This window comes from Buttiauxella sp. (assembly GCF_049686335.1).
Classification (GTDB): domain Bacteria; phylum Pseudomonadota; class Gammaproteobacteria; order Enterobacterales; family Enterobacteriaceae; genus Buttiauxella.
In genome coordinates this window covers 43472-69021 of record NZ_JBAVHX010000035.1, presented here as the reverse complement: position 1 = coordinate 69021, position 25550 = coordinate 43472, and the positions used below count along the sequence as shown (strand labels likewise).

Sequence of the window (25550 nt, the reverse complement as noted above, 5' to 3'; positions counted from 1 at the left end):
CTCCCTCTCCTGGGGGAGAGGGTTGGGGTGAGGGCAAACAATTGCCATAATAGATACCCATTCTCAGCCGGACCGCACCGCCATGATCAAATCACTGTATATCGACAACTACCGCTCGGTGCGCAAACTCTCCATCGACCTCGAACGGCTGAATGTGGTTATCGGGCCGAATGGCTGCGGTAAATCCAACATCTATAAAGCTATTCATTTGATCCACGGTGCCGCGATGGGGCAGCTATCCCATTGGTTATCGGATGAAGGCGGGATCCAGAAAGTGATGTGGGCGGGCGATCGCGCCAAAGGGTATGCCAGTGCGCCGCGCCGCATGACGCTCGCGGTCGATACCGACGATTTTGAGTATGAATTACAAATCGGTTTCCCCGATAAACTGCCTTATCCCACCATGTTCGATCTCGACCCTATCGTGAAAGAAGAACAAATCTGGTTAAGCGGTTTTCGCCGTCGTCCTTCCTCGTCAATTATGCATCGGCGCAACCAGGCGGTTTTCCTCAACGACGTGAATGGCGAGAAAGTGACGCATGCCGCGACCCTTTACGAAAACGAATCGTTGTTCGGCCAGTTAGGTGAACCGCACCTTTATCCTGAAGTTTCCAGCGCACGTGAAATCCTGCGTAACTGGCGTTTCTATCATGAATTCGATATCTCCAGGGGAGCCGGACTGCGTTTGCCGCAAGTCGGGTATCGCTCTCCAGTGCTGGCGGGTGACGGTTTGAATCTGGCCGCCGCTTTCCAGACCATCGTTGAAATTGGTGATAGCGAATTAATGTTTGCGGTGCTGGATGAAGCTTTCCCTGAATGCACGTTTTTCTGTGATAACAGTAACGGGCGCTTCCAGATGATGATGCATCGACAGGGGATCAATCGCCCGCTGGAGTCAGCTGAGTTTTCTGACGGCACATTGCGATTTCTCTGCCTGACCGTGGCATTGCTCAGTCCACGTCCCCCACGTTTTATTGCTCTGAATGAGCCAGAAAATAGCCTTCATCCGCAGATGCTGCCTGCGCTGGCACGCCTGATTGCCGAAGCGAGTCGTTACACGCAAATCTGGCTCACCAGCCATTCACCTGAACTGGCGACACTTATCGAAAAACATACGCCGTTTACGCTCTATCAGCTGTCGATTGAAAACGGAGAAACGCGTGTTAACCGCCTTTCCTGATAATTTGCTGTAACCAGATAGCTACATACCAGAGAAAAAATCTAAACCTTAACGTTATTGATACAATAAACAGAGATTAATTCTGATGCGCCGCCCTGGCGTGAAGTGTATCAAGTTCTGGTCGCCGTATTGTCACATCGCATTAACCTCAGGAGTTGCGCCAGCTCACAGAGTCCTGGAATGAGTAAGCCCTCTCAAAGAGAATGGTTTATTGAAAATCAATTAAAAACAATTGGTTAGATCTTTGGCTGCTGCTTTCCAATAACTCTTTTCTACTAAATCAACGAAACGCTTAGTGAAACCTGAACATTTTTCTCTAAATGGAGAAAAATCTACTCTTTTGCCTGGCTTGCCCTCGTGGAGTAGCAAATTTTTTCTCCGTTGCTCGCGCTATCCTTTTCGAATCCCGATTACTCGTCCAGAACAATAATTTCAGTCATTAGAATATCGGGTCATCACTCTGTATTTATTCATCACAATTAAAACCTACACTTACAAGCGAGCACTTTATGGAAACGGGAAGCATTACTGCGGTTAATATTCCAGCATCCGGTCGGGCTGGAATGACAGAAAGTGAATGGAAAGCAGCGACAAAATTCGACAGCACTGATGTCGGCTGGGTAATTATGAGTATCGGGATGGCGATTGGAGCGGGAATAGTCTTTTTACCCGTTCAGGTCGGATTAATGGGATTGTGGGTATTCCTGCTCTCATCGGTAGTGGGATATCCGGCAATGTATCTGTTTCAGCGCCTGTTTATTAATACGCTTGCCGAATCACCAGAGTGCAAAGATTATCCGAGTGTGATTAGCGGTTATTTGGGTAAAAACTGGGGCATATTATTAGGTGCGCTCTATTTTATTATGCTGGTCATCTGGATGTTTGTTTATTCCACGGCCATCACTAATGATAGCGCCTCTTATTTACATACCTTTGGCGTGACTGAAGGGCTGTTATCAGATAATCCCTTCTATGGCCTGGCACTGATTTGCATCCTGGTCGCTATCTCTTCGCGAGGTGAGCAGCTTTTATTTAAAGTCTCGAGTTTCATGGTGTTGGCAAAGCTGTTGGTGGTTGCGGCACTTGGGGTATCAATGATTGGCATGTGGCTCCTGTATAACACTGGCGCGCTGCCGCCAATGGGGCTGCTGATTAAGAACGCCATCATTACTTTGCCATTTACGCTGACCTCTATTCTGTTTATTCAAACACTGAGCCCGATGGTGATTTCGTATCGCTCTAAGGAAAAATCCCGGGAAGTGGCACGCTTTAAAGCGCTGCGCGCCATGAATATTGCCTTTGGTATCCTTTTCGTCACCGTGTTCTTTTATGCCGTGTCCTTTACGCTTGCAATGGGTCATGACGAAGCAGTAAAAGCCTATGAGCAAAATATTTCTGCTCTGGCTATTGCCGCCCAGTTTATTGATGGCGCTTCGGGTGCATGGGTGACCGTCGTTAGCGTCATGCTAAATATCTTTGCGGTAATGACCGCCTTCTTTGGTGTTTATCTGGGTTTCCGCGAAGCGACACAAGGTATCGTGGTTAATATTTTGCGCCGGAGAATGCCAGAAGAAAAAATAAACCAAAAATGGGTGCAACGCGGAATTATGGTGTTCGCCATTTTACTGGCATGGAGTGCGATTGTTCTTAATGCGCCCGTCTTAAGCTTTACCTCAATTTGTAGCCCAATATTTGGCATGGTCGGTTGTTTAATTCCGGCCTGGTTAGTTTATAAAGTTCCTGCACTGCATAAATATAAAGGCACTTCGCTGGTGATTATCATTATTACCGGATTGCTGCTGTGTATTTCTCCATTCCTCGCTTTCTCCTGATAAGCAGGTGTTGGTATTGTCGTTCTCAGTATTAAGGTTAAAAAATGGCAAATTCAGAAATGAACCCAGCGTGGGCTGAGCTAATCCGCGCTGTAAAACAAAATGTGAAGCCAGCGGTGGGGTGCACTGAACCCGTTTCACTGGCGTTGGCAAGCGCACTGGCAGCCTCGCATTTGGCTGGGAGAGTGACACGAATTGAGGCCAGAGTTTCACCAAATCTGATGAAAAATGGTATGGGCGTTACCGTCCCAGGCACAGGAATGGTGGGGTTGCCGATTGCTGCTGCGGTGGGCGCATTGGGCGGCGACCCTCATGCCGGTTTAGAAGTTCTCAAAGGCGCGCCGGTAGAGGCGATTGCCGCCGGGAAACTGCTGCTGGCCAGTGGCAAAGTGAAGGTAACGATTCAGGAACCTTGTGACGAAATCCTCTTTACCCACGTCACGGTCTACACCGCAGATGAGTCCGCCAGTGTGGTAATTTCTGGTGCTCACACCAGAGTGAGCCGTATCGAAAAGGACGGCGTGGTGTTGTTCGATGCGAAAGGGGAGGCGTATCCTGCTGAAAACGAGCAGGCGTGCCATATGGAGCGATTTACCCTCGAGCAGATTGTCGAATTTACCCAGGCCGTTCCCTTCGAAGATATTGGTTTTATCCTTGATGCGGCATTGCTCAACGGTGAACTGTCGCGTGAAGGGTTGCGGGCGCAATATGGTTTGCATATTGGTTCGACCCTCCAGCGCCAGCGGGATCGCGGCTTAATGGCTAAGGATCTGTTAACTGACATTATGATCCGCACCGCAGCGGCATCTGATGCACGCATGGGCGGCGCTTGTCTCCCGGCCATGAGTAACTCAGGTTCGGGTAATCAGGGGATTACTGCGACGATGCCGGTTGTCGTGGTGGCGGAGCACCTGGGTTGCGATAGCGAGCGGTTGGCACGTGCGTTGATGCTTTCCCATCTGACAGCCATCTACATTCACCATCAGCTACCTTCGTTGTCAGCATTGTGCGCGGCAACTACGGCGGCGATGGGGGCGGCGGCAGGGATAACCTGGTTGATTGACGGAAGTTATCGCAGCATCTCAATGGCCATAAGCAACATGATCGGCGATGTCAGCGGCATGATTTGCGATGGCGCATCAAATAGTTGTGCCATGAAAGTGTCGACCAGCGCCGCTTCGGCCTGGAAAGCGGTTCTGATGGCGCTGGACAATACTTCTGTCACGGGCAATGAAGGGATTGTGGCGCATGATGTGGAGCAGTCGATCCGCAATCTGTGTGCGCTGGCAAGCCAGTCGATGCAGCACACAGATCGTCAGATCATTGAGATTATGGCCAGTAAAGTCGCCTGATAAAATGGATGCTACAGACTGGCTTCTTCTTCGGCCAGTCTGACATCCGCTTCGATAACAATCGCTTCCAGCTCGTTCAACATCTGGTCGTAGCTAAGTTCGGATTCAGCGGTTGCCGTGATAATGGCAGCCGCTGCCACAGGTGATGAAACTGCTTTTTTTGTACTCTTCCGGGTAGCCAGTTTTTTGCTCACTGATAACTCCTTGCAGTCTAACTTTGGCACTGGTCAGACCGGTAAATCTATCAGTAATGCACGCAATGGGGTATCCGCAACCAGCGTAATGTTAGCTTCGTCACGGATAAAAGCGCCGTCCCCACAGGTAAGCCCTTCTTTTTCCTCGGCAGAAGTGACTGCATGAACCGTGCCGTGAATGGACTGCAAATAGGCGCGCGGACCATGTAACTGGAAACTTAGCTGCTGGCCTTTCTCAAGTTCAATCTGGTGGATCCACACTTGCTGGCGCAATTGCAGGCTACCCTGGCTGCCATCAGGCGAGGCCAGTAATTGCTGTGGCTGATTTGCCAGGGCGAGTTTTTGCACCAGTGGATTTTCACGTTCCGGACAGGCATCGAGCCACAGCTGCATGCGAGTCAGTGAATTTTCTTTACTGAGATTGTGCTCGCTATAGCTAAGCCCTGTCTGAGTAGAAAGCAGCAGCGCTTCACCCGCTTTAGCCTGAACATGGTTACCTTCGCTGTCGCGGTATTCCGCTTCGCCTTCCAGAATCAAATTAAGAATATCGACCTTTGGATAGGTACGCGGCTGGAATGAAGCGCCCGGCGCTAACACTTCCTGGTTGAGTACGCGCAACGAAGCATAGCCCAGCAATTTCGGATCGAAATAGTGACCGAAAGAAAACGTATAGCGTGCCTGGAGCCATCCATAGTCCGCTTTTCCGCATTGTTTGGCAGTTCTTGGCGTAATCATAATTTCTTGACCTCTTTTTACACTGTCCCCATGGTAAAACTCTGGACGCTGCATTGTTAGCCAGTTAATCTGCTGGGTATGTTCAAATTTCCTGAATGAGAACCCGATGGCTAAAGAGAGAGCATTGACGCTGGAAGCATTGCGGGTCATGGACGCAATTGATCGACGTGGAAGTTTCGCTGCCGCTGCTGATGAGCTGGGGCGTGTGCCGTCGGCACTGAGTTACACCATGCAGAAACTTGAAGAAGAACTGGATGTGGTGTTGTTTGACCGTTCTGGCCATCGTACTAAATTTACTAATGTCGGGCGCATGTTGCTCGAACGCGGGCGAATTTTGCTCGAAGCCGCTGACAAACTGACGACAGATGCCGAAGCGCTGGCTCGGGGTTGGGAAACGCATCTGACTATCGTAACTGAAGCACTGGTCCCTGCGACGAAGTTGTATCCCCTGGTGGAAAAACTTGCGGCTAAAGCCGATACCCAGTTGTCGATTATAACCGAAGTTTTGGCCGGTTCCTGGGAGCGCCTGGAGCAGGGGCAAGCTGATATTGTCATCGCCCCGGATTTGCACTTCCGTTCGTCCTCGGAAATCAATTCGCGCAAACTCTACAAAATAATGAGCGTGTATGTCGCAGCACCTGATCACCCGATTCATAACGAACCGGAGCCGCTATCGGAAGTGACTCGCGTGAAATACCGTGGAATTGCAGTGGCGGATACGGCACGTGAACGTCCGGTGCTGACGGTGCGCTTACTCGAGAAACAGCCGCGGCTTACAGTCAGTACCATGGAAGATAAGCGTCAGGCGCTGTTAGCTGGGCTGGGGGTGGCGACGATGCCTTACCCATTGGTTGAGCAGGATATTGCCGAAGGTCGTTTACGCGTGGTAAGCCCTGAATATACCAACGAAATTGACATAATTATGGCGTGGCGACGCGATAGCATGGGCGAGGCAAAAGCCTGGTGTCTGCGAGAGATCCCGAAATTATTGAAATAAAAGATGCCCTCACCCCGGCCCTCTCCCACAGGAGAGGGAGAAAACCGGGATGGTGCTCCCACAGGTGAGCGAGAAAACCGGACAGTTCCCTCTCCTTTGGGAGAGGGTTAGGGTGAGGGGAAATGGCCTACTCGCTAACGAACTGCGTATCCATCTCTTTTGGATCACTTCCGTATTTGTTCTGGCCAGGTGTCCCATTCTGGCAGTTAAACGCCAGAATAATCAGCCAGCCCACAACGGGAATCAACAGCAGTAAAAGCCACCAGGCCGAACGATCGGTGTCGTGCAAGCGCCGGAACTGCACAGCCCAGTACGGCAAGATGATCAGCACACCGTAAATCGTCGTGAGCGCACCTTCATCCCCTGCGATCCGTAGGCCTAACATCTTGTCCAGAATGCTTAATACACCGGTCAGAACAAGGTTCACAAGGATGAACATCCAGTATTCTTTGCGGCGAGCACGCCCACTAAAGCCAACGTAATTTCTTAAAACTTTGAAATACCAATCCATTTGTAGCCTGCCTTGAGTAGTCATCAATCACTTGATCTTTAAGTGATCTATTTTCAAGAATAGCCACGAATAGATTTTACGTAAATCTTAGTGGGATGAATTTTATCAACCTTTGTTAAACCTCTCATCGCGACCGTGTGGCTCATTTAAATCCTGTGCGGGTCCTACGGAAATAATACCGGTCGGGTTAATCGTTTTATGGCTGCGGTAATAGTGATTACGGATATGGGCGAAATCGACGGTCTCTGCAATGCCTGGCATCTGGTAAATATCGCGTAAGAATCCGTACACATTCAGGTAATCGCTAATGCGGTGTTTGTCGCATTTAAAGTGCGTGACGTAGACCGGGTCGAAACGTATCAGTGTGGTCCACAGGCGAATATCGGCTTCAGTAAACTGATCACCGGTTAAATAACGGTGCTGGCCGAGAATTTGCTCAACGCGTGCCAGTGCTTCAAACACTTTGGTCACCGCTTCATCATAAGCTTCCTGGGAAGTGGCGAAACCGGCTTTATACACGCCGTTATTAATCGAGTCGTAAATCCAGCTATTCAGCTCATCAATCTTGCTGCGTAACGGCGGCGGATAATAATCTCCCGCCCGCGCCCCTTTTGCATCAAACGCGGTATTCAGCATGCGAATGATTTCCGCAGATTCGTTGCTGACGATAGTCTGGGTTTTCTTATCCCATAAAACCGGAACGGTAACGCGACCGGTGTAATCAGGGTCGGCTTGCAGATAGAGCTGATAGAGATATTCGTGCTGGTACAAACCATCGCCGGTAGCGTTCGGGAAGTCGTCATCAAACGTCCAGCCATCCTGCAACATCAGCGGGTTCACCACCGAAACCGAGATAAACGATTCGAGACCTTTCAGGGCGCGCATAATTAAGGTGCGATGCGCCCACGGGCAGGCGAGGGAAACATAGAGATGGTAACGATCTTTTTCCGCAGCGAAACCCCCTTTGCCGTTCGGCCCGGGCTCGCCATCGGCAGTCAGCCAGTTACGAAACGCTGACTCTGAACGTTTGAAGCTGCCACCGGTTGATTTTGTGTCATACCAGACATCGTGCCAGACGCCATCGATTAGCTGTCCCATGTTTCTTTCCTCGGTTCATAGACTTTAAAAACGAAAAAAGCGAAGGGATTAACCTTCGCTTTTATTGCAACTAAGTATAGAGCCTTACCAGTTTTTCTTCAGCACGCGGTCGATGCTGTATGCACCCGGTCCGAAGATAGCCAGTAACAGGTAACCACCGGCAATGGTGAAGTTCTTCATAAACATGATGGAGTTCGGGCCCTGGCTGAAGTCGCCGTGGAACAGGAACGCCGTCAGAAGTGTAAACACCGCAGTGATAATCGCCGTGGTACGAGTGAAGAAGCCGAACAGAATGGCCAGACCGCCGCCGAACTCAAGCAGAATGGTCAGTGGCAGCAGGAACCCTGGGACGCCCATCGCTTCCATATATTGTTGAGTGCCAGCGTAACCATTAATTTTGCCCCAACCTGCAACGATAAACAGAATTGGCATCAAAATACGAGCTAACAGTACACCAGCATCATCTAATTTTTTCATTTTACTCTCCAGCGAATCTCTTTTGGGTGCTATCAGCCCAGGGATGTTTGTCTTTGCAATTTCCGGTAGTTACCGATGACTGCGGTTGATGTGGAGGATAATAGACGGGGCGGGTGAGGATTGTTAGCTAGGAAATCTGTCGATGTTTTTCAAATATCTTGATTATCCCGTCACACTCCAGTCTGGAGTATGACGGGGATAGGATTTTACGGGTTATCGCGACTGCTGCTGAATCGTCGCCCGAACCATACGCCATGCGCTCCAGGCACCAAACCCACGTCGGGTCCAGCGCATCAGGAAGCTTGGGTGGCGTACGGTCCAGATAGCCATCACGCTGCTGGCGATCAAAGCATAGCTGCGTAAGCTTAATAACGTGTTCCAGCCGCGGTCATAAGCACCTGTGGCTTCCAACCAGTCACGTCTGCCAGCACTTAAATCCAGCCGTTGTTGTTGAATCTGGCTGAGTAAGAGTGCTTTGCGCTTATCAAGTTCACGTTGGCTCATGATTAATCATCTTCCAGCAATGCACGGTCATTTTCTAGCTCACGCCGCGTATGGCGAAGCAGGGTCGACTGGCGAGATTTTCGCAGCGTCCAGATACCACCGATCAACGCCAACAACAGTAAGACGACGGTCGTTGCGATCATGGCATTCAGACGATACTGCGGTTCGACAGCCCAGAAAACCAGCACCACCAGACTCATTAATCCGAATGCGGCAAACAGCATGGTTAACCCGAGCATCAGCAGCAATTGGACCAGATGAGCTTTTTCCTCTTCCAGTTCAACTACCGCAAGGCGCAGACGCGTCTCCACCATCCCAACGATGATAGTGACGAGGCGATGACCTATGCCGAGGACGCCTTTACCCGGCCCTTGAGGTTGATGGGAGTCAGGCATAATTAGCGTCGAGTCATCAGAACACCGAGCACGACGCCAATCGCCGCACCAATGCCCACGCCAGTCCATGGATTTTCACGAACGTAATCGTCAGCTTTTGCGGCAGCTTCACGCGTTTGCTTAGCAATCACATCACTGGTATCGCCCAGGCGTACACGGCTTTCTTTCAATGCTTTTTCCGCTTTGCCACGCAGTCTTTCGAGTTCGGATTTAGATTTATCCGTCGAAGCACTCAGCACTTCTTCCAGGGTATCTGCCAGGGATTTCAACTCAGCGCGCAAGTGTTCTGATGTAGTATCTTTTGACATAATTTTCTCCAGGTTTTTGAAGTTTGGCGGTTATTTTTATTGAGGAAATCTAGTAATCACGAGCCTCTAAGGTTTTCAGCTCATGCTCAGCTTCAGCAAGCTTCTGTTCACGCTTAGAAATTTTATCTGCGTCGCCTTTCGCGCGCGCTTCTTTAAGATCAGCTTTGCGTTCGGTGATTTCAGCTTTTTGTTCGTTGATTTTCTTCTGATGAGCCGCGCGTAAACTGCTGTCTGTGCAATTGGCGCGAACTTCTTTCAACGCTTTGTTAAGCCCATCAACACGACTTTTGTTCTGATGTTTCTCCGCATAGCCAATTTCACGCTGAATATCCTGCTCTTTTTCGCTACACAGCGAGTTTGCATGTGCCAAAGAGGTCATTGATAACAAGGCGATAGCCAATACGGTACGAGTGTTCATGATAAAAACCTTCCATTGTGATGTACGTTTAGCCATGAGGTTAAGCACACATAGAGTCCAGAAATACGACGAAAAGGATATTGTTTAACGATTTAAGTAAAACCAAGCATAGTCAGAAATTGGGTAAAAACCCAATCCCTATTAATAAATTAGGATTACTGGAAAAGATTAACCGATGCGAATATTTTCGTTGAGCATGCGTGTCAGCCAACGGCCGGCATTGTCTTCTTCTTCCTGTTGAGCGATGACGTAACCATGCGGCAGCGTTCGGTAGAGCACGACTTTAGCGGCTTCGCTTTGTGCGCTTGAATCAAACTTAATCAATAACGAATTGTTTTCAGGGGTGATGCTTTTGAAGCGGATCCCGTTGGCATCAAGATGATGCCAGACGAAAAAGCCATCAGGCATGCTGATACCCTGCTGGCTGGAGCGTATTTCCAGAGTTGATTCAGTGCGTTGCATTCCTGACCATATCAATATGGCCGCGACTGCAACGACACTTATCAGCATCGTGGCCCGTAAGCCACGAAAAAAGTGTGTTTTCATCGTTATCCCTCTTAACTGCGGTTACCGTATTTTTTACGCCAAAGCACAATCAACGAACCGATCAGGCCGCAAACCAGCAACACGACTGGTAACAGCATCAGGCAGGACATCAATGCATCTTCATATTTCAGGAATACCGGCGTTTTGCCGAGCAAATATCCCAGCGTGGTTAAAATCAGAACCCATAACAACCCGCTCATCCAGTTGAAGAACTGGAAGCGTGCATTACTCAGACCTGATAAACCGGCAATAGTTGGAAGCAGGGTACGAACAAAAGCAATAAAACGGCCAACCAGTAACGCAGACAGGCCATGTTTATGGAATAAGTTGTGCGCGCGCTGATGGTAGTGAGCCGGGAGGTGAGAGAGCCAGTTCTGCACGAGGCGCGTGTTGCCAAGCCAACGCCCTTGAATGTAACTGAGCCAACACCCGAGGCTTGCGGCGGTGGTTAACAGAAGCAAGGTTTCTGGAAAACCCATTGCACCTTTAGCAATCAGGACCCCGACCAACACCAACAAACTGTCGCCAGGCAGGAATGCCGCCGGAAGCAGACCATTTTCAAGGAATAAAATCATGAATAACACGAAGTAAAGCATGCCAATCATTCCTGGATTGGCGAGCGTTTCAAAATCCTGGCTCCATAGAGCGTTCAACAATTGCGTGAAAAGTTCCATTCAGTGTTCCTGGTACATCGGTTATGACCGCTAAGCAAAGTCAGATTGGAGAAGCACGGCTTTATTTGTGTTGTTTTAATGTGCTGTTGCCGATTGCAACCCACCGCTTGAAACCTGATCTCGTTACAGTTCCGTTTTAACTCGTTCAGGGAGGTGAAAATCAAAGCTTACACCCACAGTGAAATTGCATCTAATTGTAACAAAGCTCTGCGTGAGGCGTCACAGTATTTATGCTTTGTTGAGGATTGATTTTGATGACTCGCTGAGGTGCTGGCGAGGGTATTTACAAACGCTGACACTATTGGTTGGTTTGCTTACCCTCGCGCGGGGAAATGACTATTTTTGACCGTTTGCCGCGGTATCGAGATGAATCACTGGATTATCTGCAAACAGGTAGCGATCAGCATTAAATTCGAAGTCATCACTGGTCGCGTCAAACAGCATTTGTTTGGTGTTTTCGAGGTGTTGCCACATCGCCACTTTAGCCGCATGAGGGTCTTTACGAATCAATGCCTTAAGAATCTGGTCATGATCGTCACACCAGTTGTCAGCGGTGCGTTTATCAATATGCTCGTGCAGTTTCTTCCAGTATGGGTTGTGGATGCGTTGGCTCCACATTTTTTCCACGATAGCGGCGAGGGCGCTATTTTGCGACGCCAGAGCAACCTGAGTGTGGAAATGAAGGTCCCATTCTGAATCCTGGAAATTGTGCTCATTACGCGCCATTTCCTGGATTTCCATGAGCTTGACGATATCTTGCTTGGTGACTTGAGTCGCCGCAAATTCAGCGATATTGCTCTCAATCAGTTGGCGAGCTTGCAGCAGCTCAAACGGGCCAAAGTTTGCGAACTCAAACTGTTCATCAGGAGGGGTGGTGTATTTCGCCTGATTGGCGATGACATGGATGCCGGAACCTTTGCGGACTTCGACGTATCCTTCCACTTCCAGCATGATGATAGCTTCACGAACCACAGTGCGGCTCACGTTCTTTTCTTCAGCAATAAAGCGCTCGGCCGGGAGCTTTTCACCAACCAAATAAACACCGTTTTCGATGCGTTGTTTAAGTTCAGCAGCCAATTGCTGATAAAGACGACGTGGTTCCATAATATCCATCTGTAGCTCCGGGAAAGATCCTGCGGTTAACCTTATTTGTTATACCACTTTTCAGAGTTAGGCTCCATATTCCAGATACACAAAAGCCGCCATTAAGGCGGCTTTGAATGCGAATAGAGAGGCCGATTAAGCGAGCGCTTGTTTCGGTTTTTGCTCGTCGTTCAATTCACTGATTGGTTTGTTTTTCAGCACGGTCCAGATAACGATAGCACCGAGGATGTCAAACACAGCCAGAGCAGCAAACAGTGGGCTGAAGCCAATGGTATCAGCCAGTGCGCCGACCACCAGAGCAAACATGGTACTTGCAGTCCATGCCGCCATACCGGTCAGGCCGTTCGCCGTTGCCACTTCGTTACGACCAAACACGTCAGAAGAGAGTGTAATCAGTGCGCCAGACAGTGACTGGTGGGCAAAGCCGCCAACACACAGCAGAGCGATTGCCACGTACGGGCTGGTGAACAGGCCGATGGTACCTGGAGCAATCATCAGAATCGCACCCATGGTCACAACCATCTTACGAGATACAATCAGGTTCACGCCGAATACACGCTGGAACAGGGGTGGCAGGTAGCCGCCAACGATACAACCCAGGTCAGCAAACAGCATTGGCATCCAGGCAAACATCGCAATGTGTTTCAGGTCAAAGCCATACACTTTAAACATGAACAACGGGATCCAGGCGTTGAAAGTACCCCAGGCTGGTTCTGCCAGGAAACGTGGCAGAGCAATACCCCAGAACTGACGGTTCTGTACGATTTTCCAGGCGCTCATTTTTTTGCTGTTTTCGGTCTGGTGCTGTGCTTCCTGGCCGCCAATGATGTACTCACGTTCTTCATCAGACAGTTTTTTCTGGTCACGTGGGTGTTTGTAGAAGACTAACCAGCACATTGCCCAAGCAAAGCTCAGCACACCAGAAATGATGAACGCCATCTGCCAGCTGTGCATCACAATCGCCCAAACCACTAATGGCGGAGCAATCATGCCGCCGATAGAAGAACCGACGTTGAAGTAACCTACTGCGATAGAACGCTCTTTAGCCGGGAACCATTCGCTACTGGCTTTCAGGCCAGCAGGGATCATCGCCGCTTCAGCAGCACCCACGGCGCCACGAGCGATTGCCAGACCACCCCAGCTTCCTGCGAGTGCCGTTGCACCGCAGAAAATTGCCCATGCAACTGCGAAGAAGGCATAGCCCACTTTAGTACCCAGTACATCAAGCACGTAGCCAGCAACAGGCTGCATAATGGTATAACAAGCTGAGTAAGCGGCGATTATGTAGGAATATTGCTGAGTGGAAATATGCAGCTCTTCCATCAAAGTTGGCGCAGCCGCTGCAATCGTATTACGTGTCAGATAACCCAGTATGGTGCCCATGGTAACCAGGGCAATCATGTACCAGCGCAAGCCTTTAATCTTTCGCATTTTGAATTTCATCCCGTCTTTTAGACAACCGCACATTGTACGGTTGTACGTCCGGCACTGCTGCCAGAGCGCTTGTTCTGTTAGAGGGTTCATAACCGGGGGTATTACCCAGTACGACCCGTACCTTGCCATAAAAATAAAGTGTCATTGGCAACTCCGGTTTCCGTACCGTGATGCGCTGTTCGTGAAACCAGCGTCTGCTGTAATTCCATTACTTTCATATTGCGACGGCAGGAAGATAACTTGTCATACAGCTTTAAAAGTTGAGTGATATCACAAAAGTGTCGATCAGCTCACTCCAAGGTAGAAGGGGCTTTCAGGCCAGAACTGACGCGGGATACGGGTGGTTTTCATACATAATATTAACAATAAAAGTGTGGTTTTTGTGACGAATACCTCAAAAATCCACTCGGTCTCTGGAAATTGGTGTGATAACTTTATTTGCATTATGCGTAAGCATCGAACTGCTATGAACAGAGGAACCCTACAATGGCCCAGTTTATGACTGAAGATTTTCTCCTGGATACCGAATTTGCTCGCCGTTTGTATCATGAGTTTGCAGCCGATCAGCCAATTTTTGACTACCACTGCCACTTACCGCCGCAGCAAGTTGCCGAAGATTACCGCTTCAAAAACCTGTATGACATCTGGTTAAAAGGTGATCACTATAAGTGGCGCGGGATGCGTGCAAACGGTGTGGAAGAGCGTCTTTGTACAGGCGATGCGACTGACCGCGAGAAATTCGATGCCTGGGCTGCAACGGTGCCACACACCATCGGTAACCCTCTGTATCACTGGACTCACCTCGAGCTGCGTCGTCCGTTCGGTATCACTGGCAAACTGTTGTCTCCAACCACTGCCGATGAAATCTGGAACGAATGTAACGAGTTGCTGACTCAGGATAGCTTCTCTGCTCGTGGCATCATGAAGCAGATGAACGTCAAAATGGTCGGGACGACTGATGACCCAATCGACGATCTGCGTTTCCATCGCCAAATCGCACTTGATGCCTTTGAAACCAAAGTGCTGCCAAGCTGGCGCCCGGATAAAGCTTTCAACATCGAACAAGCGACCTTTGCTGAATACATGGGCAAGCTGGCAGAAGTGTCTGATACCGACATCCGTCGTTTCAGCGATCTGCAAACTGCACTGAGCAAGCGTCTGGATCACTTCGCAGAACATGGCTGTAAAGTTTCTGACCACGCATTAGACGTGGTGCTGTTTGCCGAAGCAGACGAATCAACACTCGATGGCATTCTGGCGCGTCGTCTTTCCGGCGAAACCCCAAGCGAGCACGAAGTTGCCCAGTTCAAAACTGCGGTTCTGGTGTGGCTGGCTGCGGAATATACCCGTCGCGGTTGGGTTCAGCAGTACCACATTGGCGCACTGCGTAATAACAACCTGCGTCAGTTCAAACTGCTGGGGCCAGATGTGGGCTTTGACTCCATCAATGACCGTCCGATGGCTGAAGAACTTTCTCGCCTGCTCAGCAAGCAGAACGAAAACAATGAACTGCCAAAAACTATCCTGTACTGCCTGAACCCGCGCGATAACGAAGTGCTGGGTACCATGATCGGCAACTTCCAGGGCGAAGGTATGCCAGGCAAGATGCAGTTTGGTTCCGGTTGGTGGTTCAACGATCAGAAAGATGGCATGGAGCGTCAAATGACGCAGCTGGCGCAGTTGGGTCTGTTAAGCCGCTTTGTGGGTATGCTGACTGACAGCCGTAGCTTCCTGTCATACACCCGCCATGAATACTTCCGTCGCATTCTGTGCCAGATGATTGGCCGTTGGGTGGAAGCAGGCGAAGCGCCAGCAGACATCAAACTGCTGGGCAGCATGGTAGAAAACATCTGCTTTAACAACGCCCGAGACTACTTTGGCATTGAACTGAACTAATCAGGCTTTGAGGTTGATATGCAATACATCAAGATCCATACGCAAGATAACGTCGCTGTTGCGTTAGTGGACCTGGCTGAAGGTGAAGTCGTTACCGTTGAAGGTGCAGAAGTTACACTGCGCCAGCCGGTGCTTCGTGGCCATAAATTTGCGCTGGTTACCATTGCGCAAGGTGAGAACGTCGTTAAATACGGTTTACCGATTGGCCATGCTTTGGCGACGATCGAAGCCGGGGAGCACATTCACTCACACAACGCGCGTACTAATCTGAACGATTTGGATGAGTATAGCTATCAACCTGATTTCCAGTCTCTTGCAAGCCAGGCGGCAGACCGCGAAGTGAGCGTTTACCGTCGTGAAAACGGCGCTGTGGGTGTGCGTAACGAGTTGTGGATCCTGCCAACCGTGGGCTGTGTTAACGGCATCGCGCGTCAGATCCAGAGCCGTTTCCTGAAACAGAATAACGACGCCGAAGATATCGACGGTGTCTTCCTGTTCAGCCACCCGTTCGGTTGCTCGCAACTGGGCGAAGACCACATCAACACTCGCACCATGCTGCAAAACATGGTGCACCACCCAAATGCGGGTGCGGTACTGGTGATTGGCCTGGGCTGTGAAAACAACCAGGTGAGCGCCTTCCGCGAAACGTTGGGCGAGTTCGATGAGTCTCGCGTGAAGTTCATGGTTTGCCAGCAGCAAGACGACGAAGTGGAGGCCGGGCTTGAGCAGCTGCAAGCCCTCTATGAAGTGATGCGCCATGATAAGCGCGAGCCAGGCAAAATCAGCGAACTGAAATTCGGCCTTGAATGCGGCGGTTCAGACGGTTTGTCCGGTATTACGGCTAACCCAATGCTGGGGCGTTTCTCCGACTACATGGTGGCTAATGGCGGCACGACTGTGCTGACGGAAGTCCCAGAAATGTTTGGCGCTGAACGCATTCTGATGAGCCATTGCCGCGACGAAGCCACGTTTGAAAAAACCGTCACCATGGTGAACGACTTCAAACAATACTTTATCGAACACAACCAGCCGATCTACGAGAACCCATCACCAGGGAACAAAGCTGGCGGTATCACCACGCTCGAAGAAAAATCTCTCGGCTGTACGCAAAAAGCCGGTGAGAGCGAAGTGGTTGATGTCCTGCGTTATGGCGAGCGCCTGAAAACGCCTGGCCTGAACTTGTTAAGCGCACCAGGTAACGATGCCGTTGCCACCAGTGCTCTTGCCGGTGCAGGTTGCCATATGGTGCTGTTCAGCACCGGACGCGGCACACCGTACGGCGGTTTCGTGCCAACCGTTAAAATCGCCACCAACAGTGAACTGGCAACCAAAAAGCCACACTGGATCGATTTTGACGCCGGCAAACTGCTGCACGGCAGCGATATGAACACCTTGCTGACCGAGTTTATCGACACCATTGTCGATATCGCGAACGGTAAAAAGACCTGCAATGAACGCAATGATTTCCGCGAGTTGGCAATCTTTAAAAGCGGCGTCACGTTGTAAATAGTCTGCCTGGTGTTAACATGAAACGGCATTTTGTTTTTCAAAATGCCGTTTTTTTTCGCCTCGTTTTACTCTCAAGGATTAGTCATGACCGCGTATTGGGTTGCCCAGGGCGTCGGCGTTCTCGCCTTTGTGGTTGGCATTACCACGTTCATCAACCGTGATGAACGGCGTTTCAAGCTTCAACTGGCGGGTTACAGCGCCATCATCGGTATCCACTTCTTTTTGATGGGCGCAAGCCCGGCCGGGATGAGCGCGGAACTTAACGCAATCCGAACCGTGATTTCCCTGCGCACTCGCAGCCTGTGGGTGATGGGGATTTTTATCGCGCTGACGCTTGGGTTGGGATTATCTAAATTTAACCACGCGATGGAATTGCTGCCGATATTCGGCACCGTCGCCAGTACCTGGGCATTATTCCGCTGTACAGGGCTGACCACACGTTGCGTGATGTGGTGTTCCACGGCGTGTTGGGTGACGCATAACTTCTGGTTGGGCTCGATTGGCGGCACGTTAATCGAAGGGAGTTTTCTGGTGATGAATGGCCTGAACATCATTCGTTTCTGGCGCATGCAAAAGCGGGGAATTGATCCGTTTAAAGTCGAAAAAGAAGTACAGCAACAAGAGGGATGATGAAGCTCTTTTGTAGGCCGGTTAAGCGTAGCACCAGCCGAAAAATATCTGCTCCCTGCCTTGTAAGACAGGGAGCTTAGAGCATTAACCGCGTAGCGGGTTGTTATTCGCCAGGCGTGCATCTTCTGCCTGACAAGCCGCCGCAGTAAACAGCACGTCGGTTGAGGAATTCAGTGCGGTTTCGCAAGAATCCTGTAATACGCCGATGATGAAGCCAACCGCAACCACCTGCATGGCAATCTCATTCGGGATACCAAACATGCCGCAAGCCAGTGGGATCAGCAGCAGAGAACCGCCCGCCACACCCGATGCCCCGCAAGCACACAGCGACGCCACCACACTCAGCAACAGCGCGGTTGGCAAATCAACCGGTACACCCAGCGTATTCACCGCCGCCAGCGTCAGCACGGTAATGGTGATAGCAGCACCCGCCATGTTGATGGTTGCGCCCAACGGAATAGAAACGGAATAGGTATCGCGGTCCAGATTCAGCTTTTCACACATCGCCATGTTGACTGGAATGTTAGCCGCAGAGCTACGGGTGAAGAAGGCAGTGACGCCACTTTCACGCAGGCAAGCGAACACCAGCGGGTACGGGTTGCGACGAATCTTGATGAACACCAGCAGCGGGTTGATGACCAGCGCCACGCCGAACATACAGCCCACCAGAACCAGCAGCAGTTGTGCGTAGCTCCACAGGGTGTCAAAGCCGGTGGTGGCAAGTGTTGAGGCGACCAGGCCAAAAATACCGACAGGCGCAAATCGAATCACCACTTTAACCATGAACGTCACCGCGTCGGAGACATCGTTAACCAGGTTTTTGGTGGTTTCATTGCTATGACGCAGCGCGAAGCCCAGACCCACAGCCCACACCAGAATACCGATGTAGTTTGCGTTCAGCAGCGCGTGAATCGGGTTGGCCACCATGCTTAGCAGCAGGTCGCGCAGAACTTCCACAATACCTGATGGCGGGGTGATATCGGTTGCGCCAGTCACCAGATGCAGCGTGGAAGGGAACAGGAAGCTCACCACGACTGCGGTTAGTGCAGCGGTAAACGTCCCCAGAAGATAGAGCACCAGAATCGGGCGAATACTGGTTTTCTGACCGTGCTTATGGCTGGTGATTGATGCCATGACCAGCATCAAAACCAGCACTGGCGCGACGGCTTTTAGCGCACCGACAAATAATGTACCCAGCAACCCAGCGGCAATGGCTGCGGGTTTTGAAATGGCAGCCAGCGCGATACCCAGCACCAGTCCAATGAGAATTTGTTTGACCAGACTGCCTTGCGCCAGCCGTTTGATAAGACCTTGGGATTGTGTAGCCATGAATAACCTTCCTGTTTTGTATGTCGTCCCATCCCAGTCTGTACTCTGAGGCACTTTACTGACTGGATGTAATTATTGCGTTTGCCTGGTGGAGTATAAGGAAATGTCGAAGGGTAGTAAGTGGTATTCACTGATAATTACGGTGTGGACTAGATTTTATAACTAATCATTAACAAATATGTGACATTAGCTACAAATTGTTCAGTAAATCTAATGTCTCTGATTGACTTGCCAGCATTGCGTGCCACAAAAAGAAAAACCCCGCCGAAGCGGGGTTGGATACGGTCAGTTTTGACGGTCGGGTAAGCATTCCGACATCCGAAAAACACGCAGCATGGCGTGTTACTTCGCCAGTTTCTTCTGATCGTTACGGTAGTTCACGATAGCGTTGATGATAAGCGTTAACGCCAGAATGCCACCGACCACACCCAGCGAAATCGCGATAGGGATATGGTAGAAATCGACAATCATCATCTTCACACCGATAAATATCAGGATAATCGACAGACCGTACTTCAGCATAGTGAAGCGCTCAGCCACGCCTGCCAGCAGGAAGTACATTGCACGCAAGCCGAGGATGGCAAACAGGTTGGATGTCAGCACGATGAACGGGTCAGTCGTAACGGCGAAAATAGCCGGGATACTGTCGACCGCGAAAATCACGTCACTCAGTTCAACCAGGATCAGCACCAGCAACAACGGTGTTGCGAACAGCACGCCATTTTGACGGGTGAAGAATCTTTCGCCTTCAATTTTATCCGTCATGCGCAGGTGGCCGCGAATCCAACGCACCAGCGGTTTATCACCGATACCGCCTTCATCTTCCTTCGAGAACGCCATCTTAAGACCGGTGAACAGCAAGAAGGCGCCGAACACATACAGCAGCCACTCAAACTGGGCAATCAACCAGCTACCCGCGAAGATCATAATGGTACGAAGCACAATCGCGCCCAGCACGCCGTAAACCAGCACCCGGCGCTGCAAAGCTGCAGGCACAGAGAAGTAGCTGAACAGCATCAACCAGACAAAAACGTTATCGACCGCGAGGGATTTTTCAATCAGATAACCGGTGAGGAAGGCGAGCGCCTGAGCGTCTGCCACTTCACGGCCAGATGTCCCGGTGAGATACCACCAGAATGCCGCATTAAACAGCAGCGAAAGCGTAACCCAAACCAGGGACCACACGGCCGCCTGCTTCATGGTCATGGTGTGTGAGCCTTTGCGACCCTGAAGCAGCAGGTCGATGGCCAACATAATAAGGACCACGACAGCAAAACTGCCCCACAGTAATGGAGTGCCAACACTATTCATAAAAGGGTTTCCTTCAAACAAAACAAAAACGGCCAACGTCGGAAGACGCCAGCCGCTAATGCTTGCAACAGGGATCTCGCCTTCCGGCAAGGTCTCACTTACAACGTTTTAAACGTTGCTCGGTAACCGGGTGTTTGCACACCGTAATGACGATTAACCGACAATGAAGTTACTCCCCTTTGCGGGCGGGAAAATATTATATCTGACACATTTCGTCAACATTCCGCCCTTCGGTTTACACAGCTTTACGCCGATATATCAGGCAGGTGAATGTGCAGACACTTCATCCGCCGGGAATTTCACGCCAGTTTGCGCACGGATTTCCGTACTTAGCGCTGCAGTGATACGCGACGTGACTAACCCAGGATGATTCACTTCGTTGTTGGCAACCAAACGAGCAAAGACTTCGGCTTCATAAAGCATAGTATTGATATGCTGCGGTAGCGTCAGATCCTGAGGTTTTCCGCCACGCGGGATAAAAGTGATGCGCTGGCATTCAGAGATTTTCTCGATGACCAGTGAACCGGCCTCGCCCTGAATCTCACTTGGGATAACCGAATCGCTCACTTTGGAATGCAGCAGATTTACGTCGAAATCACCATAATTCAGTTGCACCGAACCATGTGCATCGACACCACTTTCCAGAAGGCATGCCGTGGCGTGGACGGATTTAGGTTCGCCCCACAACGCTGCGGCAGAAGCCAGCACGTAAAAACCGATATCCATAATCGAGCCGTTAGAGAACGTCGGATTAAAGGTATTTGGGTTCTCACCATCCAGATAACGCTGATAACGCGAAGAGTACTGACAGTAGCTGAGCAGCGCTTTACGGATCTTGCCCACTTTGGGCAACGCTTGCTGCAGGGCGATAAAGTTCGGCAGGCTGGCAGTTTTAAATGCTTCGAACAACACGACCTGGTTTTCGCGTGCGCAGGCAATCGCCGCTTCCACTTCACGCAAATTAGACGCCAGTGGCTTCTCACAAATCACATGCTTTTTATGGCTCAAAAACAGCAGCGATTGCGGAGAGTGCAGGGAATTCGGGCTGGCGATGTAAACCGCATCTATCGCGTCGCTTTTTGCCATCGCATCAAGATCGGTAAAAAGGTGTTCCACCAGATAATCACTGGCGAAGGATTGCGCCTGATCCAGCGAGCGGGAGTAGACCGCGGTGAGTTTATATTTGCCACTTTCGTGGGCAGCATCGACGAACTGACGGGTGATCCAGTTAGTTCCAATAACAGCGAGGCGTATCATAAACGGGTGCTATCTCCGAAGGCGGGGTGTGTTTGAAAGACTATCACGATGTATGGGGAAAACCAGTGGTGGGCTAGCGTTTTGTGAGAAGTGCATTCAGCCATATTTCATCGCGCTCAGGACGTTTGTCGTGTGTCTTCCACAGCGTTTCAATTTCTACTTCTGATGTGCTCTGCAGTAACGTTCTGAAGCTGGTTTCGTTCATATCCGTAAACTGGCGACCATCCTTCTCGCGCTCACCGTCGCCATACTTAAATGACACGTACCAGATGCCGCTAGTTTTAAGCGCGTTCGCAAGCTTCTGTATCACGGTCGGTAATTCCTGCGCGGGGACGTGCAGCAGGGACGCGCAACACCAGATCCCGTGGTATTGTTGTTGAGCATCCACATCCGAAAAAGTCATCTGCTGAACAGATAAACCCGTATGTTGGCTCGCTAAAGCCACCATCTCTGACGAGGCATCAAACGCATCAACCTGATAACCCATTTCATGAAATGCCTTAGCATCGCGCCCGGAGCCACAACCAGCGTCCAGCACTCTCGCGCCAGGCGATAAATGTCGGGTAAAGGATTCGTACAGCGAAGACATATCGACATTCACCGTGCCATCAAAAAAGGTTTGGGCGTTGTTTTGGTAATAATTCAGGGTCATTAAAGAATCCACTCTCTCACTTCTGATGGCTTCCAAATCCTAAGACGGCAGGCCAGTGCTGCATTCCACTTAGTGTTCAAGAACATCTTACGTTTCTGCTCATTATTCCCTGTCTGATTTAGTATTGCTTCGTGCAATGGCAGCTTGCTGTTAATGAAGTATTCATTTCGGTCGTGCAAACGATATAGCAAATCAATATGTGGCACTCGCGCATGCTTACCATTTTCACCGCGATTGCAGCACTGGCATGCCAGGACCAGATTCCAGACACCGTTAAGATTAACCCCCGGCATACCTTGCTGTGCCACCAGAGGGATAAAATGATCAACTTCCGCCAGCAGTGGCCCCGCTTTCAGACTGATGGGCGTATTACAGTAAAAACAATGGCCTTTCTGGTAGCCATTCAGGCTGTTGCGGCAACTGGTGAGTGAAATTCGCGAGTTATTAAGCAGTGTATACAGCGTTTCTTGCTGCGGATCATAATGGACATCCAACAGCTGTGGCGGCAAGTTCATCTCCCACGCTTTCTCGACTAACCGCCAGCGAGCATCCGTTTCGTGCGCCAGATTATGGAACTGCGGCGTTTCTGTTAGTTGATAAAACTCATCAGTCAGCCGGATGCCTTTATGTGTACGGTGTTCATTGATGAAAAACTGCTTATCAATGGGCCCGCCACTGACGTTGTGAAAAGCATTAAGCACCACCGAAAAACCATGTTTAACCGTAGCCAGACGCAGTGCATTTTCTGAAATCTCACCATTATTGAACTGCATACAGGCGGAAAGAAACTTACCCGGTTTGCTGGTATTAAGGATTTGTTTTGGTGATTGCTTCAAATGCGCGCATATGTGCTTGCTGAACGGTACGGCTAAATCTTCAAGCAAAATGAGTGTGTTGTGGCGTTCCACATCATATAGCGCATGTGCCAGGGCAAACTTGTAAGTTGCGAAGTTGTTCCCAAAAAGGATCACACCACGCCAGTAATTTTCCAGCGCAGGATTGACCTGGTAAAAACGCATACACAATGTCCTGTTTACGGTTTGGCAATGCAGAAGGGGAGATGGGTTACTGAAACCCGTAACGGGATCACATAACAAATGAAAGGTGATGTAAACCTGGGAACAATAGATTTAGTGAATTTGTGAAGCAGGGCAGGAAGCGAAGGGCTAGCCCGAAAGGGCAACGAATTGATGATGCGCTGTTTTTTTCAGCACTCAGTACACAGAAGGCAGAATGGAGCTTGCAAGGCGACGAGCTACAGGTATAATCCACATCGTTTTCCGCATACCTCTTCGTGCCGAAGTGGCGAAATCGGTAGACGCAGTTGATTCAAAATCAACCGTTGAAAGACGTGCCGGTTCGAGTCCGGCCTTCGGCACCATATGTATGTAAATAGACCTCAACTGAGGTCTTTTTTTATGCCTAAAATCCAGTCCCCGCAAGGCTTAGCCCCGCTTTTCAGTCAACCGACGTCAATCTGAGTTACCCCACATCAACATGCTTGTGAGTATAGAACCGAGTATATATGCTGGTTCGATAACGCTTATATACTCACGGCAGCATATGGAAGGAATACCTTCATGGCCCTGACTGATACCAAGGTGCGTTCGGCAAAACCTGAAGCAAAGGAATACTCGCTAGTAGACGGCGATGGCATGTTTTTGTTGATACACCCTAACGGCTCCAAATACTGGCGCTTTCGTTTCCGCTTTGGTGGTAAACAACATCTGATGGCTTTTGGTGTTTACCCCGAAACGTCACTGGCTGATGCTCGTCAAAAGAGGGAAGAGGCCAGGAGGCTTGTTGCTGCCGGTGTCGATCCTCGTGAGCATAAGCGTGCAGTAAAAGAAGAACAGGCTAAAGAGGTCATCACTTTTGAATCTGTTGCCAGAGACTGGCACGCTAGCAATCAAAAGTGGTCTGAGTCCCATAGTGCCCGTGTCCTTAAAAGTCTGGAAGATAATCTGTTCGATGCGATTGGTAAGCGGAATATCGCTGAGTTAAAAACCAGAGATTTACTTATTCCCATCAAAGCCGTAGAGATGTCTGGGCGTCTTGAAGTGGCGGCGCGTCTACAGCAACGAACAACAGCAATTATGCGATTTGCCGTGCAAAGCGGTTTAATTGATTACAACCCCGCACAAGAGATCGCTGGAGCAGTTGCCACAGCTAAACGAAAGCATCGTGCTGCGCTAGAACTTAATCGCATTCCTGAACTACTTCATCGTATCGACACATATTCCGGCAGACCACTAACACGCTTAGCTGTCGAGCTGACGTTGTTAGTCTTCATTCGATTTAGTGAGTTACGTTTTGCTCGCTGGTCAGAAGTCGATTTTGATACTGCAATGTGGACGATTCCGGGAGAGCGTGAGCCACTGGAAGGTGTGAAGCATTCACATCGAGGATCGAAGATGCGTACTCCTCATCTTGTTCCTTTATCACGCCAGGCTCTGACCATTCTGGAACAGATCAAAAGCATGAGTGGAAATCGTGAGCTGATCTTCGTTGGCGATCATGATCCACGTAAACCCATGAGTGAAAACACGGTGAACAAGGCGCTGCGGGTGATGGGCTACGATACGAAGGTTGAGGTTTGCGGGCATGGTTTCAGGACTATGGCATGTAGTTCATTAATTGAGTCAGGATTGTGGTCGAGGGATGCGGTCGAACGGCAGATGAGTCACCAGGAACGTAATTCTGTGCGTGCTGCTTATATTCATAAGGCCGAGCATCTGGGGGAGCGCAGGCTGATGGTGCAGTCGTGGGCTGATTATCTGGATGCGAATCGCAATGAGGTCATATCACCTTTTGACTATGCAACAATTAATAAACCATTATCCTGATTTGTTATAAACAGCATAAAAGCCATTTATCTGTGAAATGACTGAATGGCTTTCATGCTTACTGTGAACTGTTACGCCAACTGCAGTGTGGCCACCAGACAGGCTTCCTTCCTCAGTACCATGTTCAACACATTCTGATAAAGCTTTTGTTTAATTGCTTCGCTACATCGGAGGCCATGTGCAATGTGGTTTAGAGTAAGTAATGCCGTTGGCCTGTACCGGGAGTAGATTTTATTCTAGTCACTGTCAGAAACCTGCAACAGTTGTCTGACAACGCCGAACGGTTCTCAGCCATCGCCGGGGATCATCAGTCAGCTGTTGAAGGCGGTATATTCTTCCGACAGCCAGACGGATTTGCCGA

The 25550-nt window shown here is 50.0% G+C and carries 26 protein-coding genes and 1 tRNA gene; 9 read left to right on the top strand and 18 right to left on the bottom strand.

What is annotated here, in order from left to right:
• Window positions 1-82 precede the first annotated feature (82 nt).
• From WBL83_RS21030 to WBL83_RS21020, 3 genes are all read left to right on the top strand, one after another.
• Window positions 83-1180, top strand: a complete 1098-nt coding sequence (locus tag WBL83_RS21030; protein ID WP_424590958.1) for an AAA family ATPase — start codon at window positions 83-85, stop codon at window positions 1178-1180.
• A gap of 509 nt (window positions 1181-1689) precedes the next feature.
• On the top strand, window positions 1690-3012 hold the full coding sequence (locus tag WBL83_RS21025; protein WP_424590957.1) for a hypothetical protein: 1323 nt from the start codon (window positions 1690-1692) through the stop codon (window positions 3010-3012).
• Between the two features lie 44 nt (window positions 3013-3056).
• The gene (locus tag WBL83_RS21020) at window positions 3057-4364 is read left to right on the top strand and encodes a serine dehydratase subunit alpha family protein (RefSeq protein ID WP_424590956.1); all 1308 of its coding nucleotides are present in this window, start codon (window positions 3057-3059) and stop codon (window positions 4362-4364) included.
• Between the two features lie 11 nt (window positions 4365-4375).
• Here the strand turns inward: WBL83_RS21020 and WBL83_RS21015 are convergent, their stop codons facing one another.
• Both WBL83_RS21015 and WBL83_RS21010 read right to left on the bottom strand, forming a co-directional pair.
• Entirely contained in the window at window positions 4376-4504 is a 129-nt protein-coding gene (locus WBL83_RS21015) for a hypothetical protein (protein WP_424590955.1), read from the bottom strand.
• Between the two features lie 87 nt (window positions 4505-4591).
• Window positions 4592-5293, bottom strand: a complete 702-nt coding sequence (locus WBL83_RS21010) for a pirin family protein (RefSeq protein WP_424590954.1) — start codon at window positions 5291-5293, stop codon at window positions 4592-4594.
• Between the two features lie 106 nt (window positions 5294-5399).
• Here WBL83_RS21010 and WBL83_RS21005 point away from each other — a divergent pair, with 106 nt between their 5' ends.
• On the top strand, window positions 5400-6290 hold the full coding sequence (locus tag WBL83_RS21005; RefSeq protein ID WP_424590953.1) for a LysR family transcriptional regulator: 891 nt from the start codon (window positions 5400-5402) through the stop codon (window positions 6288-6290).
• A gap of 127 nt (window positions 6291-6417) precedes the next feature.
• Here WBL83_RS21005 and WBL83_RS21000 read toward each other — a convergent pair whose 3' ends face one another.
• The 11 genes from WBL83_RS21000 to WBL83_RS20950 form a co-directional block, all read right to left on the bottom strand.
• The gene (locus tag WBL83_RS21000) at window positions 6418-6801 is read right to left on the bottom strand and encodes a DUF805 domain-containing protein (RefSeq protein WP_424590952.1); all 384 of its coding nucleotides are present in this window, start codon (window positions 6799-6801) and stop codon (window positions 6418-6420) included.
• A gap of 105 nt (window positions 6802-6906) precedes the next feature.
• On the bottom strand, window positions 6907-7899 hold the full coding sequence (locus WBL83_RS20995; RefSeq protein WP_424590951.1) for a glutathione S-transferase family protein: 993 nt from the start codon (window positions 7897-7899) through the stop codon (window positions 6907-6909).
• 84 nt (window positions 7900-7983) lie between these two features.
• Entirely contained in the window at window positions 7984-8376 is a 393-nt protein-coding gene (locus WBL83_RS20990) for a DoxX family protein (protein WP_424590950.1), read from the bottom strand.
• A 213-nt stretch (window positions 8377-8589) separates the two neighbouring features.
• Window positions 8590-8880, bottom strand: coding sequence for a YqjK-like family protein (locus WBL83_RS20985; RefSeq protein WP_424590949.1), 291 nt, complete (start codon window positions 8878-8880; stop codon window positions 8590-8592).
• A gap of 2 nt (window positions 8881-8882) precedes the next feature.
• Window positions 8883-9275, bottom strand: a complete 393-nt coding sequence (locus WBL83_RS20980; RefSeq protein ID WP_424590948.1) for a phage holin family protein — start codon at window positions 9273-9275, stop codon at window positions 8883-8885.
• Between the two features lie 2 nt (window positions 9276-9277).
• Window positions 9278-9583, bottom strand: coding sequence for a DUF883 family protein (locus WBL83_RS20975; RefSeq protein ID WP_424590947.1), 306 nt, complete (start codon window positions 9581-9583; stop codon window positions 9278-9280).
• Between the two features lie 49 nt (window positions 9584-9632).
• Entirely contained in the window at window positions 9633-10001 is a 369-nt protein-coding gene (locus WBL83_RS20970; RefSeq protein WP_424590946.1) for a DUF1090 domain-containing protein, read from the bottom strand.
• A 168-nt stretch (window positions 10002-10169) separates the two neighbouring features.
• Window positions 10170-10547, bottom strand: a complete 378-nt coding sequence (gene mzrA / locus WBL83_RS20965; protein ID WP_424590945.1) for an EnvZ/OmpR regulon moderator MzrA — start codon at window positions 10545-10547, stop codon at window positions 10170-10172.
• A gap of 11 nt (window positions 10548-10558) precedes the next feature.
• The gene (yqjA, locus tag WBL83_RS20960) at window positions 10559-11221 is read right to left on the bottom strand and encodes a DedA family general envelope maintenance protein YqjA (RefSeq protein ID WP_424590944.1); all 663 of its coding nucleotides are present in this window, start codon (window positions 11219-11221) and stop codon (window positions 10559-10561) included.
• 336 nt (window positions 11222-11557) lie between these two features.
• A complete protein-coding gene (gene exuR / locus WBL83_RS20955) occupies window positions 11558-12334 on the bottom strand; it encodes a transcriptional regulator ExuR (RefSeq protein ID WP_424590943.1) in 777 nt (258 codons plus the stop codon).
• 126 nt (window positions 12335-12460) lie between these two features.
• On the bottom strand, window positions 12461-13756 hold the full coding sequence (locus tag WBL83_RS20950; RefSeq protein ID WP_424590942.1) for an MFS transporter: 1296 nt from the start codon (window positions 13754-13756) through the stop codon (window positions 12461-12463).
• Between the two features lie 489 nt (window positions 13757-14245).
• Between WBL83_RS20950 and uxaC the strand changes: the two genes are divergently transcribed.
• From uxaC to WBL83_RS20935, 3 genes are all read left to right on the top strand, one after another.
• Entirely contained in the window at window positions 14246-15655 is a 1410-nt protein-coding gene (uxaC, locus tag WBL83_RS20945) for a glucuronate isomerase (RefSeq protein ID WP_424590941.1), read from the top strand.
• An 18-nt stretch (window positions 15656-15673) separates the two neighbouring features.
• Window positions 15674-17161: a UxaA family hydrolase gene (locus WBL83_RS20940; RefSeq protein WP_424590940.1), complete on the top strand. Its 1488-nt coding sequence runs from the start codon at window positions 15674-15676 to the stop codon at window positions 17159-17161.
• 87 nt (window positions 17162-17248) lie between these two features.
• Window positions 17249-17794, top strand: a complete 546-nt coding sequence (locus WBL83_RS20935) for a YgjV family protein (protein WP_424590939.1) — start codon at window positions 17249-17251, stop codon at window positions 17792-17794.
• An 84-nt stretch (window positions 17795-17878) separates the two neighbouring features.
• Here the strand turns inward: WBL83_RS20935 and sstT are convergent, their stop codons facing one another.
• From sstT to WBL83_RS20910, 5 genes are all read right to left on the bottom strand, one after another.
• Window positions 17879-19123: a serine/threonine transporter SstT gene (gene sstT, locus WBL83_RS20930; RefSeq protein ID WP_424590938.1), complete on the bottom strand. Its 1245-nt coding sequence runs from the start codon at window positions 19121-19123 to the stop codon at window positions 17879-17881.
• A gap of 342 nt (window positions 19124-19465) precedes the next feature.
• Window positions 19466-20434: a TerC family protein gene (locus WBL83_RS20925; protein WP_424590937.1), complete on the bottom strand. Its 969-nt coding sequence runs from the start codon at window positions 20432-20434 to the stop codon at window positions 19466-19468.
• 258 nt (window positions 20435-20692) lie between these two features.
• On the bottom strand, window positions 20693-21691 hold the full coding sequence (locus tag WBL83_RS20920) for a Gfo/Idh/MocA family protein (RefSeq protein ID WP_424590936.1): 999 nt from the start codon (window positions 21689-21691) through the stop codon (window positions 20693-20695).
• 73 nt (window positions 21692-21764) lie between these two features.
• Window positions 21765-22343 carry a class I SAM-dependent methyltransferase gene (locus WBL83_RS20915; protein WP_424590935.1) on the bottom strand — a complete coding sequence of 193 codons (579 nt, stop codon included), beginning with the start codon at window positions 22341-22343 and terminating at the stop codon, window positions 21765-21767.
• Window positions 22343-23362: an HNH endonuclease gene (locus WBL83_RS20910; RefSeq protein WP_424590934.1), complete on the bottom strand. Its 1020-nt coding sequence runs from the start codon at window positions 23360-23362 to the stop codon at window positions 22343-22345. The genes WBL83_RS20915 and WBL83_RS20910 overlap by 1 nt, the downstream gene beginning before the upstream one ends.
• 277 nt (window positions 23363-23639) lie before the next feature.
• On the opposite strand from WBL83_RS20910, the gene WBL83_RS20905 reads away from it, so the two are divergent.
• A tRNA-Leu gene (locus WBL83_RS20905) sits at window positions 23640-23724 on the top strand.
• A gap of 199 nt (window positions 23725-23923) precedes the next feature.
• Window positions 23924-25189: a tyrosine-type recombinase/integrase gene (locus WBL83_RS20900; protein ID WP_424590933.1), complete on the top strand. Its 1266-nt coding sequence runs from the start codon at window positions 23924-23926 to the stop codon at window positions 25187-25189.
• The last annotated feature ends 361 nt before the right edge of the window (window positions 25190-25550 follow it).